Here is a 16,609-nt window from a genome sequence, read left to right on the forward strand (position 1 = left end):
CGCGCGGGGCGCCAGGATGGCCCGCATGACCGAACTCTCCCCGCGGATAGACCCGCCGATGGCCGCCGACGAGACCGCCATGCTCACCGCCTGGCTCGACTACCACCGCAGCACCCTCGCCCTGAAGTGCGAGGGCCTGAGCGACGACCAGCTGCGGCTGCGCTCCGTCCCGCCGTCCACGCTCTCGCTGCTCGGCCTCGTCCGGCACATGGCCGAGGTGGAGCGCCACTGGTTCCAGGGCGTGCTGTCCGGCGAGGAGTTCACCACCGGCCACTACTGGACGGAGGCCGACCCGGACGGCGACTTCGACCACGTCGACACCGCGGACGTGGCGGCCGACTTCGCCGTCTGGCGCGCCGAGGTGGCCGCGGCCCGCCGGGTGAGCGCCGGCCTGTCGCTGGACACCGTGGGCAAGCGGCCGCGCCACGGGCAGGAGGTGACGCTCCGGTGGATCCTCGTCCACATGATCGAGGAGTACGCCCGGCACAACGGTCACGCCGATCTGCTGCGCGAACTGGTGGACGGCGCCACCGGCGAGTGAAATCGTTTCCGCATTGTTGACAGAAAGTCAACTGGGCGGTGACCGCGACCGATATGGTCTACGCGCGCAACCGTACGGCGCCCGGCCGCGTCGCTGATGTTGCCCGGGTTCGCCCGGGTTTCCGGCGCGGCACGACTCGTACGGGGGTCGCGAGCGGGCACGGGACCGGTGAACAGTGCGATACTCGGACAGTTCCGACGAGTGGATGACGTGTCAAAAATGGGCACCCACCCCCGGGGGACCAGGACGGGACGAGGCAGGGAGGCGCGGCATGGGAGCACTTCGCGACGAGCACCACAACGGGTGGCTGATGCCCTCGGGACACTACCCGGCCGCGGTGTACGAGGACGAGTGGGTCGAGCAGGAGACGGTCTCGTCCGTCCCCGCCCCCGCGAAGATCGTCTCCCTGCGGCCGACCGGTTTCGAGGCGGCGCGGACGGTCGGTGAGCACATCCGGGCGAGCATCCCGGTGGTCATGGACCTCACCGAGATGGACGAGGCCGAGGCCAAGCGGATGGTGGACTTCGCCTCCGGACTGGTCTTCGGCACCCAGGGCGGCATCGAGCGGATCGCCCGCCGGGTCTTCCTGCTCACCCCGGCCGAGGTCGAGGTCATGGTGATCGACCGCCCGCTCGACGAGACCGGGTTCTACAACCAGAGCTGACCGGGCCGCACGGCCCCGTAGGACCCCGACCGGGGACGGCACCCGCCGTCCCCGGTTTTTTCGCGTCCGGACGCCGCCGGCGCATGCGGCATTCGAGACGCAGACCTTAAGTATGAGACATCCACGTCTCAGATGACCTACACTCGACTCATGGCCACCGATCGTGACACCGTCCTGGAAGCCGCCGTCGGCGTGCTCTCCCGACGCCCCACCGCCCACCTGGACGAGATCGCGCGCGCCGCCGGCATCAGCCGGGCCACCCTGCACCGGCTCTTCCCCGGCCGCGAGGCCCTGATCCGCGAGATCGGCCTGCTCGGCCTGCGCCGCTTCGCCGCCGCGCTGGACACCGCGGCCGTCGAGGACGGCGACAGCGCGGCGGCGCTGCGCCGCCTGGTGGACGCCGCCGTCCCGGACGCCTCGCTCTGCGCCTTCCTGGCCGGCGAGAACCAGCTCTACGACGACGACAGCATCAACGACCTCTGGGAGGTCCAGATCGCCCGGCTGCACGCGCTCTTCCTGCGCGGCCAGCAGCAGGGCGTGTTCCGCATCGAGCTGAGCGCCGCCTGGCTGAGCGAGGCCTTCTTCGACCTCGTCGCGGGGATCGGCTGGTCCATCCAGGACGGCCGCCTCGCCCCGCGCGACGCCGCCTTCTCGCTCGCCGAGCTGTTCCTCGGCGGTGCGCTGCGCCGCTCCGACGCCCCCGCGCCCCCGGCACCCCTGCCCCCTGCGCCCACCCCCCCTTCGCACCACCCCGCCCCGGACCGGAAACCGGACACCGATACGCCATGAGCAGCACCGTCCACACCGGCACCACCCTGCAGAGCACTCCCCGCCAGCGCTGGACCGGCCTCGCCGTCCTCGTCCTGGCCGTCACCGTGGTCGCGGTCGACGCGACCGTCCTCTCCCTCGCCCTCCCCTCCATCAGCGAGACGCTGCGCCCCAGCGGCACCCAGCTCCTCTGGATCGGCGACGCCTACTCCTTCGTGCTGGCCGGCCTGCTGGTCAGCATGGGCGCGCTGAGCGACCGGACAGGCCGCAAGCGGCTGCTGCTGACCGGCTCCGCCGCCTTCGGCGCCGCCTCGCTGCTGGCCGCCTACGCGCCCACCTCCGGCTGGCTGATCCTGGCCCGCGCGCTGCTCGGCGTGGCCGGGGCGACGATCATGCCGTCCACCCTGTCGCTGATCCGCAGCCTCTTCCCGGACCACCGGGAGCGGGCCACCGCGATCGGCATCTGGGGCGCGGCCGCCACCGCGGGCGCCGCGCTCGGGCCGGTGGTCGGCGGGGTGCTGCTGGAGCACTTCTGGTGGGGCTCGGTGTTCCTGCTGAACATCCCGATCCTGGTCCTGCTGCTGGTCACCGGCGCCTGGCTGCTGCCGGAGTCCAGGGACCCGAAGCCGGGCCGCTGGGACGTGCTGAGCGTCGTGCTGTCGATGGCCGGCGTGATCGGCGTCGTCTACGCCGTCAAGGAGGCCGCCGCGCACGGGGTGGCCCGCTGGGACGTCCCCCTCACCTTCCTGCTCGGCGCCGCCGCGCTGACCCTGTTCGTCCGCCGTCAGCTGCGGCTGGAGACCCCGCTGCTGGACGTCCGGCTCTTCCGCGACCGGCGGTTCACCGCCGCCGCGCTGGCCTCGCTGATCTCCCTGATCGGGCTCTCCGGCGTGGTCTTCGTGACCTCGCAGTACCTCCAGCTGGTCCGCGGCTACGAACCGCTGCGGGCGGGCCTGGCCGAGCTGCCGGCCTTCGTCGGCTCGGTGGTCGGCGGACTGCTGACCGCCCGGCTGGCCCGGCGCTTCGGCGCCCGCTCGGCGCTGACCTCCTGCCTGCTCGCGATGGGCCTCGGCGTCGGCGCGCTCGGCTGGATCCAGCAGGACACCACCTACCTGCTGCTGGCCGCCTCCTTCCTACTGGTCGGCACGGCCGAGGGGGTCGTCTACACGCTCGGTGCCGACCTGGTGCTGAACGCCGCGCCCGCCGACAAGGCCGGCGCCGCCTCGGCGGTCTCGGAGACCGCGTACGAGCTGGGCACCGCGCTCGGCATCGCGCTGGTCGGCTCGGTGGTCGGCTCGATCTACGCGAGCGGGCTGACCGTGCCGGCCGGGACGGACCCGGCGCTCGCGGCGCGGGCCGGCGAGTCGCTGGGCTCGGCGGTCGAGACCGCGCAGGGCCTGCCGCCGGCTGTCGCGGAGCCGCTGCTGGCGAGCGCCCGGGAGTCCTTCGTGCACGGCATGAACAGCGCCGGCCTGCTGGCGGCCGCGCTGCTGACCGGCGCGGCGGTGATGGCCTGGCGGCTGCTGCGGCGCCTGCCCGCCCAGCCGGCGGCCGATCCCGTCCCGGTCCCCGCTCCGGCGGCAGCTCCGGCAGCCGCCCCGACAGCGGAGAAGCTGGACGCCTGATCGGGCCGGACCGTTCCCCCGTTCCCCCGCGCCGCCGGCGCGGAGGTGCGGGGGAACGTCGTTCCCGGGGCTCGGGGACGGGCGGCTACACCGTCCCGAAGGGCAGCTCCAGCTCCGCCCAGACCACCTTGCCGTCCCGGGTCAGCCGGCTGCCCCAGCGCTGGGCCAGCTCGCTGACCAGGAACATCCCGCGCCCGCCCTCGTCCTGCTCGGCGAACGGGCGCAGCTGCGGGGTCTGCCCGCCCGCGTCGGAGACCTCCACGGTGAGCACGCGGTCGCGGAACAGCCGGAGCCGGCGCGGCGCCCCGGCGTGCAGCAGGGCGTTCGTCACCAGTTCGCTGACCAGCAGTTCGGCGTAGTCGGAGAGCGCGGACAGGCCCCAGGCGTCCAGGGTGGCGCGGGTGAAGCGGCGGGCCTTGCCGGGCAGCCGGCCGCCGCCGGTGAGCGGGAGGGTCGCGATCCGGTCGGCGGGCAGCGGCAGCACCCTGGCCATGATCATCGCGATGTCGTCGTCGGTGCCGTCGGTGACCAGCGCGGCGAGGACGGCGTCGGCGCTCTCCTCCAGCGTCCGGCCTGGCCCGGCGAGGGTGCGGGCCAGCAGGTCGATGCCGTCGTCGAGGTCCTGGCCCCGCCGCTCGACCAGGCCGTCGGTGTAGAGGGTCACCATGCCGCCCTCGGGGAGGGTGAACTCGGTGGACTCGAAGGCCACCCCACCGACGCCCAGCGGCACGCCGGGCGGGACCTCGACCCGCCGGGCGGTGCCGTCCGGGCCGACCCACACCGGCGGCAGGTGGCCGGCCGAGGCGACCTGCACGGTGCGGTCCAACGGGTCGTAGACCGCGCAGATGCAGGTGGCGAACTGGCCCTCGCCGATCCCCGAGGCGGTCTCGTCCAGTCGGGTGAGGACCTGCTCCGGGGGCATGTCGAGGGTGGCCAGCGTCCGGGCGACGGTGCGCAGCTGGCCCATCGTGGCGGCCGCCCGGATGCCGTGGCCCATCACGTCCCCGACCACCAGCGCCACCCGGCCGCAGGACAGCGGGACGACGTCGAACCAGTCGCCGCCGACCTCGCTGACCACGCTGCTCGGCAGGTAGCGGTAGGCGATCTCCAGACCGAGGGTGCGGTGGATCTCCTGCGGCAGCAGGCTGCGCTGCAGGGTCAGCGCCGTCTCCCGCTCGCGCCGGTACAGCCGGGCGTTGTCGATCGCCAGGGCGGTGCGGGCGACCAGCTCCTCGGCCAGTGCGACGTCCGCGTCGCTGAACGGCTCGGAATTGCGCATCCGGATGAACTCCGAGCCGCCCAGCACCATGCCCCGGGCGGTCAGCGGCACCATCAGGTACGAGTGGATGCCGGCCGCCATGCCGGGGGCCACCCGGTCCTCGCTGGAGACCAGCCCGCGCAGCACCTCCTCGGTCACCTTGGCGCGCACCAGCGGGCGGCCGCTGCGCAGGCACTGGGTGTAGCTGCGGTCGGGGGCGTACTCGGAGGTCTCCCCGACGACGTCGACGGCGTGCACGAGGCCCGACTCGTAGGACTCGCCGACCGCGACGGCGCGCAGGGTGATCGTGCGGTCGGCGGGGATGGCGCTGGGCTCGGCCCCGCGCAGCACCGGCTCCAGCAGGTCTACGGTCGCGAAGTCGGCGAACCGGGGGACGACGGCCTCGATCAGCTCCTCGGCGGTGCGCTGGAGGTCGAGGGTGGTGCCGATCCGGGCGGTCGCCTCGGCGATGGTGGCCAGGCGCTCCTGGGCCCGGGCGGCCCGGGCCTCCGCCTGGAAGCGTTCGGTGACGTCGATGATCGAGGAGCAGACGCCGAAGACCCGGCCGGTGGAGTCCTCCAGCCGGAAGTAGGAGGCCGACCAGGCGTGGTCCCGTCTCGGGTCGCCGGGGACGCGGCCGTGCGAACGGGCGTCGACCACGGGCCTTCCGGTCTTCAGCACCTGTCGCATCGTCTGCTCGATCTCGGCGGTGTTGATGCCGGGCAGCACCGCGGATATCCGGCGGCCGAGGTGGGCGGCGGCCGGGACGCCGTTCATCCGGGCCAGCGCCTCGTTGATCCGCACGTAGCGCAGGTCGGTGTCGTAGACGGCCATGCCGATCGGTGAGCGGCCGAAGATGCCGTCGAGGACGGCGAGGTCTGCCTCGATGGCGTGCAGGGCCCGCGAGTCGGAGGCGGTCGCGAGCAGCAGCAGGGTGCCGCCGGGGCCGGCGATCGGGTAGGTGCGGAACTCCAGGTCGACCTTGTGGCCGTCCCGGTGACGGACCGGGAACACGCCGGACCAGCCGGTGCCCCCCATGATGCGTTCGAACAGGGCGAGCACCTCGGGGCGGTCCCCGCCGTCCGTGAGCAGCTGGGCGGCGTAGCTGCCGACGGCCTCCTCCGCGGTGTAGCCGAGGAGCTCCTCGGCGTCCTCGCTCCAGTGCAGGATCAGACCGTCGCCCTGCAGCAGGGCCGTCGCGAGCGGCACGAGTCGGTGGCCGTCGGGGCGTACGGGGGCACCGCCGGGTGCGGGGCCGGCGGCGGCGGTCGCGTCCCACTCGTGTCCGTGCATGATCAGGCAGCACCCCGGTTCGGCTCGTGCCCGGCCGGGCGGCCTCGCGGTCCGTGCCGGCCGGGGTTCTTCTCCAGACTGCACGGACATCGGCCGCCCGGCGACCCCTTGGTCAGGGCTCGTCCGGCCGCTCCGGTCGTACGGGCGTCATGGGCGTACCGGCCGCAGCGTACTCTCCAGAACGCCCGCCCACTGCCGGATCACTCCGGATCGTCGGCCGCTGTCGTCGGTGAGCAGGTTGGCCAGGCCCAGCCCGCGGGCGAGGTCCAGGGTGGCCTGCACGGATTCGCGCACGCCGGGGCGCTTCTCGTCGGCGTCCAGGAACTCGACGGCGGCCCGGTGGGCCTCCCGGCCGACGTGTCCCTCCAGCGCGATGATCCGCTCGCGCAGCGCCTCCTCGGTGGCCGCGGCCGTCCACAGGTGGAGGGCGGCACGGAACAGCGGGCCGGTGTAGAGGCGCACGATCATGTCGACGACCGCCCGGGTCCGGTCGGGGCCGGCGGCCGGCAGCTCGTCCGCGTGGGCGCGGACGGCCGCCAGCCGCTCGGCGGTGACGTGCTCGACGGCCGCGGTGAACAGGTCCTCGCGGGTCGGGAAGTGGTGCTGGGCGGCGCCCCGGGAGACACCGGCCCGCTCGGCCACCACCCCGACGGTGGAGCCGTGCCAGCCCAGCTCGGCCAGGCAGTCCACGGCGGCCGCGAGCAGCCGGGCCCGGGTGGCGCGGCTGCGGTCCTGCTGGGGGGTGCGGGCGGCGGGGTGGCTGGTCATGGCGGGTGGCGGTTCCTGTTCCGGTGGGGGCGCGGCGGGCCGGCCGGGAGCGCCGGGCCGCTCGGCGGGCCCGGCGCGGCCCGCGGGTCGATCTTCACAGACGGGGGCCCGCCCGCCGCTTCCGGGGGCGCCGTCCTCCTCCGGCGGGGTCAGTGCGCGGCCTCGGGTGCCGCCGGGCGGGCGCCGTCGGGGCCGCCCGTGCGGGGTGCCACGACGGCGCCGGCCGCGCGGGCGGCCTCCCGGTCGCGCAGTTCGCGGCGCAGGATCTTGCCGGCCGGGGACTTGGGGACGGCCTCGACGAACTCCACCGCGCGGACCTTCTTGTACGGGGCCACCCGTTCGGCCACGTAGGCGCCGACCTCCTCGGCGCTCAGCACCCCGCCGGGGGCGCGGACCACGAAGGCCTTGGGACACTCCGTGCCGTCGGCGTCCCGGACGCCGATGACGGCGGCGTCGGCGATCTGCGGGTGTCCGAGCAGCACCGCCTCCAGCTCGGCGGGGGCGACCTGGTAGCCCTTGTACTTGATCAGCTCCTTCACCCGGTCGACGATGAACAGGTAACCGCGCTCGTCGACGTAGCCGACGTCGCCGGTGTGCAGCCAGCCCTCGGCGTCGATCACGGCCGCGGTGTCGGAGGGGCGGCCGAAGTAGCCCCGCATCACCTGCGGGCCGCGGATCAGCAGCTCGCCCTGCGCGCCGGGCCCGAGGTCCGGGTCGGAGCCGTCCAGGGCGGCGACGCGCAGCTCGGTGGAGGGGACCATCCGGCCCACCGAACCCGGCGCCGGCGCCGGGTCGTGCGGGGAGACCACGTGGGTGACCGGGGAGAGCTCCGTCATCCCGTAGCCCTGGAGCAGGTGCGGCAGGCCGAGCCGGCGGGCGCACGCCTCGGCGAGGTCCGGGTCCAGCGGGGCGGCCGCGCACAGCAGGTACTCGACCGAGGAGAGGTCGAAGCGGTCCACGGCGGGGTGCTTGGCCAGGGCGAGCGCGATCGGCGGGGCGACCACCAGGGCCTGCACCCGCTGCTCCTCGACGGTGCGGCAGAACTGCTCCAGGTCGAAGCGGGGCAGCACGACCACGGTGGCGCCGCAGCGCAACGGCTGGTTGAGCAGCGCGGCCAGGCCGTAGATGTGGAAGAACGGCAGCACGGCGAGCACCCGTTCGCCCTCGGCGGGCCGGTAGAGCGCGTCGCACTGGGCGAGGTTGGTGGCGATCGAGCGGTGCGTGAGCATCACGCCCTTGGGCAGTCCGGTGGTGCCGCTGGAGTAGGGGAGCACGGCGACGTCCCGGCCCGGGTCCACGGTGATGGCGGGGGCGGGGCCGGTGGCGGCCAGCAGGTCGGCCAGCGAGCGGTGGCCCTCGGCGCCGTCCAGGACGACCACCTCCGGCCCGGCACCGCCGGGGCCCGCCAGCAGGTCGACGGCCTTGCGGGCGGTCGGCAGGAACGGGGAGACGGTGATCAGCCACCGGGCGCCGCTGTCGCGGAGCTGGCCCGCCAGCTCGGTGGCGGTGGCGAGCGAGGAGACGGTGGTGACGGTGGCGCCGGCCCGCGTGGCGCCGTAGAAGGCCAGCGGGTAGCCGATCGTGTTGGGGCTGAACAGCGCCACCACGTCTCCCTGGCGCACCCCCGCGCCCGCCAGTCCGGCGGCCACCCGTTCGACCCCGGCGGCCAGCCGCGCGTAGCTCACGCACTCGCCGGTGACGCCGTCGACCAGGGCCGGGCGCTCGCCGTACCGCGCCGCGTCGCCGAGGACCGCGTCATGGATCGGCAGGTCGACCACGGGGACGTCGGGGAACTCGCTACGGAAGACCAAGGTGTGCCTCCACAAAGGTAGTTGACGCAGGATCGAGGGCCGGCTGCGGGTCGGACGGGCGGCCGGCCGGGGGCGCGTTCAGGAGCATACGGACAGCGACGGGACGTTGCGCCATTGTGAGGAACGAAGGGCGGAGCGCGCGTGGCACGTTTGCCGCCGGGGGCGCCCGGGCCGACGGTGTTGCACCACGGCCGCCCGCCCCCGGACGCGGCCCCGGCACCTGGAGCCCCCACCGTGAGTCCCACCTCCCCTCGCCTGCGGTCGGCCCGCCGGCTGCTCGCCGCCACCGCGGCGGCCGCCGCCCTCACCCTGGGCGGCGCGCCCGTCGCGCTGGCCGCTCCCGGTGACAACGGCGACGTGAAGATCCACAACGACACCACGCCGGTGAACGACACCCGCGACGAGCCCAAGGTCTGCCGGTTCTACCTGGACGCCTTCAACTTCGACACCGTGCAGCTGGTGTCCTGGACCATCTCGCAACAGCCGCCGACCGGCAACGCCCTGGTGCTGTCCGGGTCGATCCTGCTGACCACCGGAGCCGGCGCGACGCCGAACTACAGCCTGCCGGACGGGCACTACAAGCTCGAGTGGACCTTCGTCGGCGAGAACGGCAACGCGAAGCAGAAGGTCTTCGACGTGTCCTGCGCCAGCAGCTCGCCCTCGGCCTCACCGTCACCGTCTCCGTCGCCCTCCCCGTCGCCGTCCTCCTCGCCGTCGCCGTCCTCCTCGCCGTCGCCGGTCGGCCAGAGCACCAGCCCCTCCCCGAGCGCCTCGCCGTCGCCCGGCTCCTCCCCCGGCTCCTCGCCGAGCGCCTCCCCCGGCGGCCCGCCGAGCGCCTCGCCCACCGGCCCGGTCGGCGGGGTCGGCACCGGTGGCGGCGGCGCGTCCGATGCCAACAGCGCCCAGGTGCTCGGCGGGGCGGCCGTGATCGCCGGCGCGGTCGGCCTCGGCGTCCGCGCGCTGCGACGCCGCACCGGACGCGACGCCGAGTCCTGACCTGCCCGCCGACGGCCGCCGGCCGGGGCCGTCGCCGGCTCCGGCGGGCGGTGGGCGGTGGGCGGTGTTCCCGTGGCCGCCCGCCGCCCGCGGTGCGGGTCTGCCTCAGTAGGACTTCGGCAGGCCGAGGGTGTGCTGGGCCACGTAGTTGAGCACCATCTCCCGGCTGACCGGAGCGACCCGGCCCACCCGGGTGGCCGTCAGCAGCGCCCCCAGCCCGTACTCCTGGGTCAGACCGTTGCCGCCGAGGGTCTGCACCGCCTGGTCGACCGTCCGGGCGGCCGCCTCGCCGGCCGCGTACTTGGCCATGTTGGCGGCCTCCCCGGCCGCCACGTCCTCGCCCGCGTCGTAGAGCAGGCCGGCCTTCTGGGTCATCAGCCGGGCCAGCTCGATCTCCACCGCGCACTGGGCCAGCGGGTGGGCCAGGCCCTGGTGGGCGCCGATCGGGGTGGACCAGACGGTGCGGGTCCGCGCGTACTCGACGGCCTTGCGCAGGGCCTGCCGGGCCAGGCCGAGCGAGAAGGCCGCGGTCAGCACGCGTTCGGGGTTGAGGCCCGCGAAGAGCTGGAGCAGGCCGGCGTTCTCGTCCCCGACCAGCGCGTCGGCGGGCAGCCGGACGTCGTCCAGGAAGACCTGGAACTGCTTCTCGGGCGCGACGAGTTCCATCGGGATCGCCCGGTACTCGAAGCCGGGGGTGTCGCGCGGGACGACGAACAGGCAGGGCTTGAGCCGGCCGGTGCGGGCGTCCTCCGTCCGGGCCACGAACAGCACCGCGTCGCAGTGGTCGATGCCGGAGACGAAGACCTTGCGGCCGGTCAGCAGCCAGTCCTCGCCGTCCCGGCGGGCGACGGTGGAGATCCGGTGCGCGTTGGAGCCGGCGTCCGGCTCGGTGATGCCGAAGGCCATCCGGCGGCTGCCGTCGGACAGGCCCGGCAGCCACTGCCGCTTCTGCTCCTCGGTGCCGTACCGGGCGATCACCGTGCCGCAGATCGCCGGGGAGACGATGAGCAGCAGCAGCGGGCAGCCGGCCGTGCCCAACTCCTCCAGCACGATGGCCAGATCGGTGATGCCGCCGCCCCCGCCGCCATACTCGGCGGGCAGGTTCACCCCGAGGTAGCCGGCCTTGGCGGCGTCGGCCCACAGCTCCTCGGCGGGTTCGCCCGCCCTGGCCTTGGCGAGGTAGTAGGCGGAGCCATAGCGGCCGCCGAGATCGGCGACGGCCTGGCGCAGCGCCCGGCGTTCGGGGGTCTCGATGAGCTGACTGCCGATGGTGGACATGCGGGGTCCTTCCTGGCTCGGGCGGTGCTCAGGCTGTGGTCCGGCGGGTGCGGGCCGCGCTCCGGTCGTGCCGCGGCCCGCGGTCCGCCGGTCAGGCGGGGGTCTGCACGACGGCCAGCAGGGTGCCGAGTTCGACCTGCTGGCCGGGGGTGGCGCGGAGTTCGACGAGGACGCCGTCGGCGGGGGCGGTGACGCGGTGCTCCATCTTCATCGCCTCCAAAAAAAGCAGCGGCTGGCCGGCGGTGACGGTGTCGCCGACGGCGGCCGCGGTGCGCACGACGGTGCCCGGCATCGGGGCGAGCAGGGCGCCCGGGTCGGTCCGGGCGGCCGGGTCGGGGAAGCGGGGCAGGGCGGTCAGTGCGGTGGCGCCGTCCGGGCCGTCGACGAAGACCCGGTCGCCGTGGCGGGCGACGCGGTAGCCGCGCCGGACGGCCCCCTCGCGCAGGACGACCTGCTCGGGCGTGGCGTCGACCAGCTCCGTCCCCGGGTGCCCGTCGGCCCGCAGGCCGTCCCTGGTCAGCCGGTAGCGGACCTCCCGCTCGGTGCCGTCCTCGGCCCGGTAGCGCTTGAGCTGGGGCTGCGAGGGCAGGTTGCGCCAGCCCGGGGGCAGCGCGCCGTGCGGCCCGGTGCGGCGGCGGGCGGCCGCGTCGGCGAGCGCCGCGGCCAGGGCGGCGCGGGCGGTCCGGGCGGGGTCGCCGCCGTCGGGGGCGGCGAGGTCGTCGGCGTGCTCGGTCAGGAAGCCGGTGTGCAACCGGGCCGCCAGGAAGGCCGGGTGGCGCAGCGCACGGACCAGCAACTCCCGGTTGGTGGCCGGGCCGTGGATCCGGGCGCGAACGAGCGCGTCGGCCAGCAGGCGGGCCGCGGCCGCCCGGTTCGGCGCCCAGGCGATCACCTTGGCGAGCATCGCGTCGTAGTGCGGGGTGATCTCCTGGCCGGCCGCCACCCCGCAGTCCAGCCGGACCCCACGGCCGGTGAACTCCTGGTGCGGGCCGTCGAGTTCGAGCCGGTGCAGGGTGCCGGTGGCGGGCTGCCAGTCCTTGGCCGGGTCCTCGGCGTAGAGCCGGGCCTCGATCGCCCAGCCGGTGGACGGCGGCGGGACCGGACCGGGCAGCGGCTCCCCCTCCGCGACGGCGAGTTGCAGCGCCACCAGGTCCAGGCCGCTGACCGCCTCGGTGACGGGGTGCTCCACCTGCAGCCTGGTGTTCATCTCCAGGAAGTGGAACCGGCCGTCCTCGGCGAGCAGGAACTCGGCGGTGCCGGCACCGGTGTAGCCGATCGCCCGGGCGGCACTGACCGCCGCCGCGTGCAGCCCGGCCCGGACGGCCTCCGGCAGGCCCGGCGCCGGCGCCTCCTCGATCACCTTCTGGTGCCGCCGCTGCAGCGAGCAGTCGCGGTCGCCGACCGCCCAGACCGTGCCGTGCGCGTCGGCCAGCAGCTGGACCTCGACGTGCCGCCCGGTGGGCAGGTAGCGCTCGCAGAACACCTCGTCCGAGCCGAAGGCCTTGGCCGCCTCGGCCCGGGCGGCCGCCAGCTGGTCGGGCAGCTCGGCCAGGGTGCGCACCACCCGCATGCCGCGGCCGCCGCCGCCCGCCGCCGCCTTGACCAGCACCGGCAGGTCGGCCTCGGTCGGCGCCTCCAGGGCGCCCAGGACGGGCACGCCGGCCGCGGCCATCAGCCGCTTGGCGGCCGTCTTGGATCCCATCACGGCGATCGCGGCCGGCGGCGGGCCGACCCAGACCAGCCCGGCGTCCAGCACCGCCTGCGCGAACTCCGCGTTCTCCGAGAGGAATCCGTACCCGGGGTGGACGGCGTCCGCCCCCGCCTCCAGGGCCGCGCGGACGATCAGGTCGGCCCGCAGGTAGGTGTCGGCGGGCGCGGCGCCCGGCAGCCGCACGGCCGCGTCGGCCTCGCGCACGTGCGGGGCGTCGGCGTCCGGGTCGGAGTGGACGGCGGTGGTCGCGATGCCGAGCGCGCGGCAGGTCCGGAAGACCCGTCGGGCGATCTCGCCGCGGTTGGCGACCAGCAGGTTGGTGATCATGTCGTCTCGTCCCCTCACATCCGGAAGACGCCGTAGCCACGCGCGCCCTCGACCGGCGCGTTGTGGATCGCGGACAGGCACAGGCCCAGCACGGTGCGGGTGTCCCGCGGGTCGATCACGCCGTCGTCGTAGAGCCGCCCGGACAGGAAGGCCGGCAGCGACTCGGCCTCGATCTGCTGCTCGACCATCGCGCGGACCGCCGCGTCGGCGTCCTCGTCGTACGGCTGCCCCTTGGCGGCGGCCGACTGCCGGGCGACGATCGACAGCACCCCGGCGAGCTGTTGCGGGCCCATCACCGCGGACTTGGCGCTCGGCCAGGCGAACAGGAAGCGCGGCTCGTAGGCCCGGCCGCACATGCCGTAGTGGCCGGCCCCGTAGGAGGCGCCGATCAGCACCGACAGGTGCGGGACCCGTGAGTTGGACACCGCGTTGATCATCATCGCGCCGTGCTTGATGATGCCGCCCTGCTCGTAGTCCTTGCCGACCATGTAGCCGGTGGTGTTGTGCAGGAACAGCAGCGGGACGTTCCGCTGGTTCGCCAACTGGATGAACTGGGCGGCCTTCTGCGACTCCGCGCTGAACAGCACGCCCTGGGCGTTGGCCAGCACCCCGACGGGGTAGCCGTGCAGCCTGGCCCAGCCGGTGGCCAGGCTGGTGCCGTAGAGCGGCTTGAACTCGTCGAAGTCGGAGCCGTCCACGATCCGCGCGATCACCTCGCGCGGGTCGAAGGGCACCTTGAGGTCGCCCGGGACGATGCCCAGCAGCTCCTCCTCGTCGTACTTCGGCGGCTCGGCGAGGCGGTCCGGTGCCGGGCCGGGCTTGCGGTGGTCCAGCCGGGCGACGATCCGGCGGGCCAGCCGCAGCGCGTCCGCCTCGTCCACCGCGAAGTGGTCGGCCAGGCCCGAGGTGCGGGCGTGCATCTCCGCTCCGCCGAGCGACTCGTCGTCGGCCTCCTCACCGGTGGCCATCTTCACCAGCGGCGGGCCACCGAGGAACACCTTCGCCCGCTCCCGCACCAGCACGGTGTGGTCGGACATGCCCGGGACGTACGCCCCGCCGGCCGTCGAGTTGCCGAACACCACGGCCACGGTGGGCACTCCGGCGGCGGAGAGCCGGGTCAGGTCGCGGAACAGCGCGCCGCCCGGGATGAAGATCTCCTTCTGGCTGGGCAGGTCGGCGCCGCCCGACTCGACCAGGTTCACCAGCGGAAGGCGGTTGGCGAGCGCGATCTCGTTGGCGCGCAGCGCCTTGCGCAGCGTCCACGGGTTGCTGGCGCCGCCGCGCACCGTGGGGTCGTTGGCGGTGATCACGCACTCCACGCCCTCGACCACCCCGATCCCGGTGACCAGCGCCGCGCCCACCGGGTACTCGCTGCCCCAGGCGGCCAGCGGGGAGAGCTCCAGGAACGGCGAGTCCGGGTCGACCAGCAGCTCGATCCGCTCGCGCGGCAACAGCTTGCCGCGGGCGCGGTGGCGGTCCACGTACTTCGGCCCGCCACCGGCCAGCGCCTTGGCGTGCTCGGCGTCCAGGCCGGCCAGCTTGTCGAGCATCGCGGCGCGGTGCTCGGCGTACTCGGGCCCGGCCGGGTCGACGCGGGTGGGCAGCACGGTCACAGCAGGACCTCCGGGATGTCGAGGTGGCGGGAGCGCAGCCACTCCCCGAGGGCCTTGGCCTGCGGGTCGAAGCGGTGCTGGGCGGCGACGCCCTCGCCGAGGAGCCCGGTGAGGGTGAAGTTGACCGCGCGCAGGTTCGGCAACAGGTGCCGGGTCACCGGCAACTCCGACGTCTCGGGCAGAAGTTCGCGGAGCAGCTCGACGGTCAGGGTGTGCGCGAGCCAGCGCCAGCCGTCCTCGGAGCGGGCCCAGACGCCCAGGTTGGCGTCACCGCCCTTGTCGCCGCTGCGGGCGCCGAGCACCAGGCCGAGCGGGGCGCGGCGGACCGGGCCCGCCGGGAGGGGCTGCGGGAGCGCCGCCGGCTCCTGCTCCGCTTCCGTCCGCGCCTCCGTCCGCGCCTCCGCGCCCGCTTCCGGCCCGGCCACCGTCCCCGGCTCCGGGAGCGCCGGCCGGGCCGTCACGGGCGCGGGCGGGACGGCGACCCGGCGGCCGTCCGGCAGCACCGCGGTGTGCCCGACGGCCTTGGCGTCCACGAACGCGGCGGTGAACACCCCGTACGGGGCGCCCGGCCCGGGCGGGGCGGTCAGATGGAACCCCGGGTAGCCGGCCAGGCCCAACTCCACGGCGGCCTTGCCCAGTTGGCGCCCCACCCGGGCCGGGTCCGGATCGCGGGCGGTCAGCCGCAGCAGCGCGGAGGCCGCCTCCTCGGTCGGGGCGTCCGGGTGGTCGGTGCGGGCGAGGGTCCAGCGCAGTTCGGCGGGCCGGGCGGCCGGCGCCAGCGCGGCGGCGAACTGCCGCCGCACCAGGTCGGCCTTGGCCTCGACGTCCAGACCGGTGAGGACGAACACCACCTCGTTGCGGTGCCCGCCGAGCCGGTTGAGTCCCACCTTGAGCGTGGCCGGTGGCGCCTCGCCGCGCACCCCGTCGATCCGCACCCGGTCCGGGCCCTCCTCGGTGAGCCGCACCGAGTCCAGGCGGGCGGTGACGTCCGGGCCCGGATAGCGCACCCCGCCGGTCTCGTACAGGAGTTGGGCCGTCACCGTGCCGGCGGTGACGGCGCCACCGGTGCCCGGGTGCTTGGTGATCACGCTGGAGCCGTCGGCGTGCAGCTCGGCGATCGGGAAGCCGGGGTGGGTGACGTCGTGCTCGCGGAAGAAGGCGTAGTTCCCGCCGGTCGCCTGGGCGCCGCACTCCAGGACGTGACCGGCCACCACCGCTCCGGCGAGGGCGTCCAGGTCGTCCGCCGTCCAGCCGAAGTGGGCGATCGCCGGGCCCGCGACCAGCGCGGCGTCGGTGACCCGCCCGGTGACCACCACGTCCGCGCCCGCCTCCAGGCAGGCCGCGATGCCGAAGGCGCCGAGGTAGGCGTTGGCCGCCAGCAGGCCTTCGGGGAGGCCGAGTTCGCTCCGCTGCGGGAGCAGGTCGTCCCCCTCGACGTGGGCGACCGTCGCCGCGATGCCCTGGCGCTGCACCAGTTTCCGCAACTCACGCGCGAGCCCGGCAGGTTGGAGTCCGCCCGCGTTCACCACGATCTTCACACCGCGCTCGCGCGCCAGCCCGAGGCACTCCTCCATCTGGCGCAGGAACGTCCGGGCGTACCCGAGCGAGGGGTCCTTCATGCGGTCCCTGGCGAGGATCAGCATGGTCAGCTCGGCGAGGTAGTCCCCGGTGAGCACGTCCAGCGGCCCGCCGGTGAGCATCTCGCGCACCGCGTCGAAGCGGTCCCCGTAGAAGCCCGAGGCGTTGCCGATCCGCAGTACCGAGCGTGCGCGCGCCAAAGCGCCTCCCCTGCCGGTGGGTTGGCGGCGCTCCCGCACGAGCGCCGTCGGGCAGCAGCGTGGCACCGGCCTGAGAAAAAAGCAATCATGCCTGCTTGTTTTCCGCCGCCTCCTCCCACCCTCCGCGCGACCGCCGCGGGCCGGGCGAACCGACCCCGGCGGCCGCGCGGGTGGGGAC

The 16,609-nt window shown here is 74.9% G+C and carries 12 protein-coding genes; 5 read left to right on the top strand and 7 right to left on the bottom strand.

The genetic code is table 11. From position 1 onward, the window contains the following. The first annotated feature begins 25 nt into the window (after nt 1-25). The 4 genes from ACFYUY_RS30320 (at nt 26) to ACFYUY_RS30335 (ending at nt 3,598) form a co-directional block, all read left to right on the top strand. Nucleotides 26-541, top strand: a complete 516-nt coding sequence (locus ACFYUY_RS30320; RefSeq protein WP_360210321.1) for a DinB family protein — start codon at nt 26-28, stop codon at nt 539-541. A gap of 271 nt (nt 542-812) precedes the next feature. Continuing rightward, complete coding sequence (locus ACFYUY_RS30325) at nt 813-1,205, top strand: cell division protein SepF (protein WP_360210319.1); 393 nt, start codon at nt 813-815, stop codon at nt 1,203-1,205. Between the two features lie 150 nt (nt 1,206-1,355). After that, nucleotides 1,356-1,994, top strand: coding sequence for a TetR/AcrR family transcriptional regulator (locus tag ACFYUY_RS30330; protein ID WP_387905356.1), 639 nt, complete (start codon nt 1,356-1,358; stop codon nt 1,992-1,994). Continuing rightward, nucleotides 1,991-3,598 carry an MFS transporter gene (locus ACFYUY_RS30335; RefSeq protein WP_387905359.1) on the top strand — a complete coding sequence of 536 codons (1,608 nt, stop codon included), beginning with the start codon at nt 1,991-1,993 and terminating at the stop codon, nt 3,596-3,598. Before ACFYUY_RS30330 ends, ACFYUY_RS30335 begins: the two co-directional genes overlap by 4 nt. 85 nt (nt 3,599-3,683) lie before the next feature. On the opposite strand, the gene ACFYUY_RS30340 is transcribed toward ACFYUY_RS30335, so the two are convergent. The 3 genes from ACFYUY_RS30340 to ACFYUY_RS30350 form a co-directional block, all read right to left on the bottom strand. After that, nucleotides 3,684-6,149: a SpoIIE family protein phosphatase gene (locus ACFYUY_RS30340; RefSeq protein ID WP_360210313.1), complete on the bottom strand. Its 2,466-nt coding sequence runs from the start codon at nt 6,147-6,149 to the stop codon at nt 3,684-3,686. A 147-nt stretch (nt 6,150-6,296) separates the two neighbouring features. Continuing rightward, entirely contained in the window at nt 6,297-6,917 is a 621-nt protein-coding gene (locus ACFYUY_RS30345) for a TetR/AcrR family transcriptional regulator (RefSeq protein ID WP_360210311.1), read from the bottom strand. Nucleotides 6,918-7,066: 149 nt separating this feature from the next. Further along, on the bottom strand, nt 7,067-8,728 hold the full coding sequence (locus tag ACFYUY_RS30350; protein ID WP_387905363.1) for an AMP-binding protein: 1,662 nt from the start codon (nt 8,726-8,728) through the stop codon (nt 7,067-7,069). 234 nt (nt 8,729-8,962) lie between these two features. Here ACFYUY_RS30350 and ACFYUY_RS30355 point away from each other — a divergent pair, with 234 nt between their 5' ends. Beyond that, the gene (locus ACFYUY_RS30355) at nt 8,963-9,724 is read left to right on the top strand and encodes a hypothetical protein (RefSeq protein ID WP_387905366.1); all 762 of its coding nucleotides are present in this window, start codon (nt 8,963-8,965) and stop codon (nt 9,722-9,724) included. Between the two features lie 105 nt (nt 9,725-9,829). On the opposite strand, the gene ACFYUY_RS30360 is transcribed toward ACFYUY_RS30355, so the two are convergent. The 4 genes from ACFYUY_RS30360 to ACFYUY_RS30375 all read right to left on the bottom strand — a co-directional run bounded on the left by ACFYUY_RS30360 (nt 9,830) and on the right by ACFYUY_RS30375 (nt 16,353). Then, on the bottom strand, nt 9,830-11,002 hold the full coding sequence (locus ACFYUY_RS30360) for an acyl-CoA dehydrogenase family protein (protein ID WP_360210305.1): 1,173 nt from the start codon (nt 11,000-11,002) through the stop codon (nt 9,830-9,832). Between the two features lie 91 nt (nt 11,003-11,093). Continuing rightward, nucleotides 11,094-13,040: an acetyl/propionyl/methylcrotonyl-CoA carboxylase subunit alpha gene (locus ACFYUY_RS30365; protein ID WP_387905369.1), complete on the bottom strand. Its 1,947-nt coding sequence runs from the start codon at nt 13,038-13,040 to the stop codon at nt 11,094-11,096. A gap of 14 nt (nt 13,041-13,054) precedes the next feature. After that, a complete protein-coding gene (locus tag ACFYUY_RS30370) occupies nt 13,055-14,653 on the bottom strand; it encodes an acyl-CoA carboxylase subunit beta (RefSeq protein WP_387905372.1) in 1,599 nt (532 codons plus the stop codon). Continuing rightward, nucleotides 14,650-16,353, bottom strand: coding sequence for an acyclic terpene utilization AtuA family protein (locus ACFYUY_RS30375; RefSeq protein WP_387905431.1), 1,704 nt, complete (start codon nt 16,351-16,353; stop codon nt 14,650-14,652). The genes ACFYUY_RS30370 and ACFYUY_RS30375 overlap by 4 nt, the downstream gene beginning before the upstream one ends. Nucleotides 16,354-16,609: the final 256 nt, after the last annotated feature.

Origin of the sequence: Kitasatospora sp. NPDC004745, from assembly GCF_042873275.1 — a bacterium.
Classification (GTDB): Bacteria; Actinomycetota; Actinomycetes; order Streptomycetales; family Streptomycetaceae; genus Kitasatospora.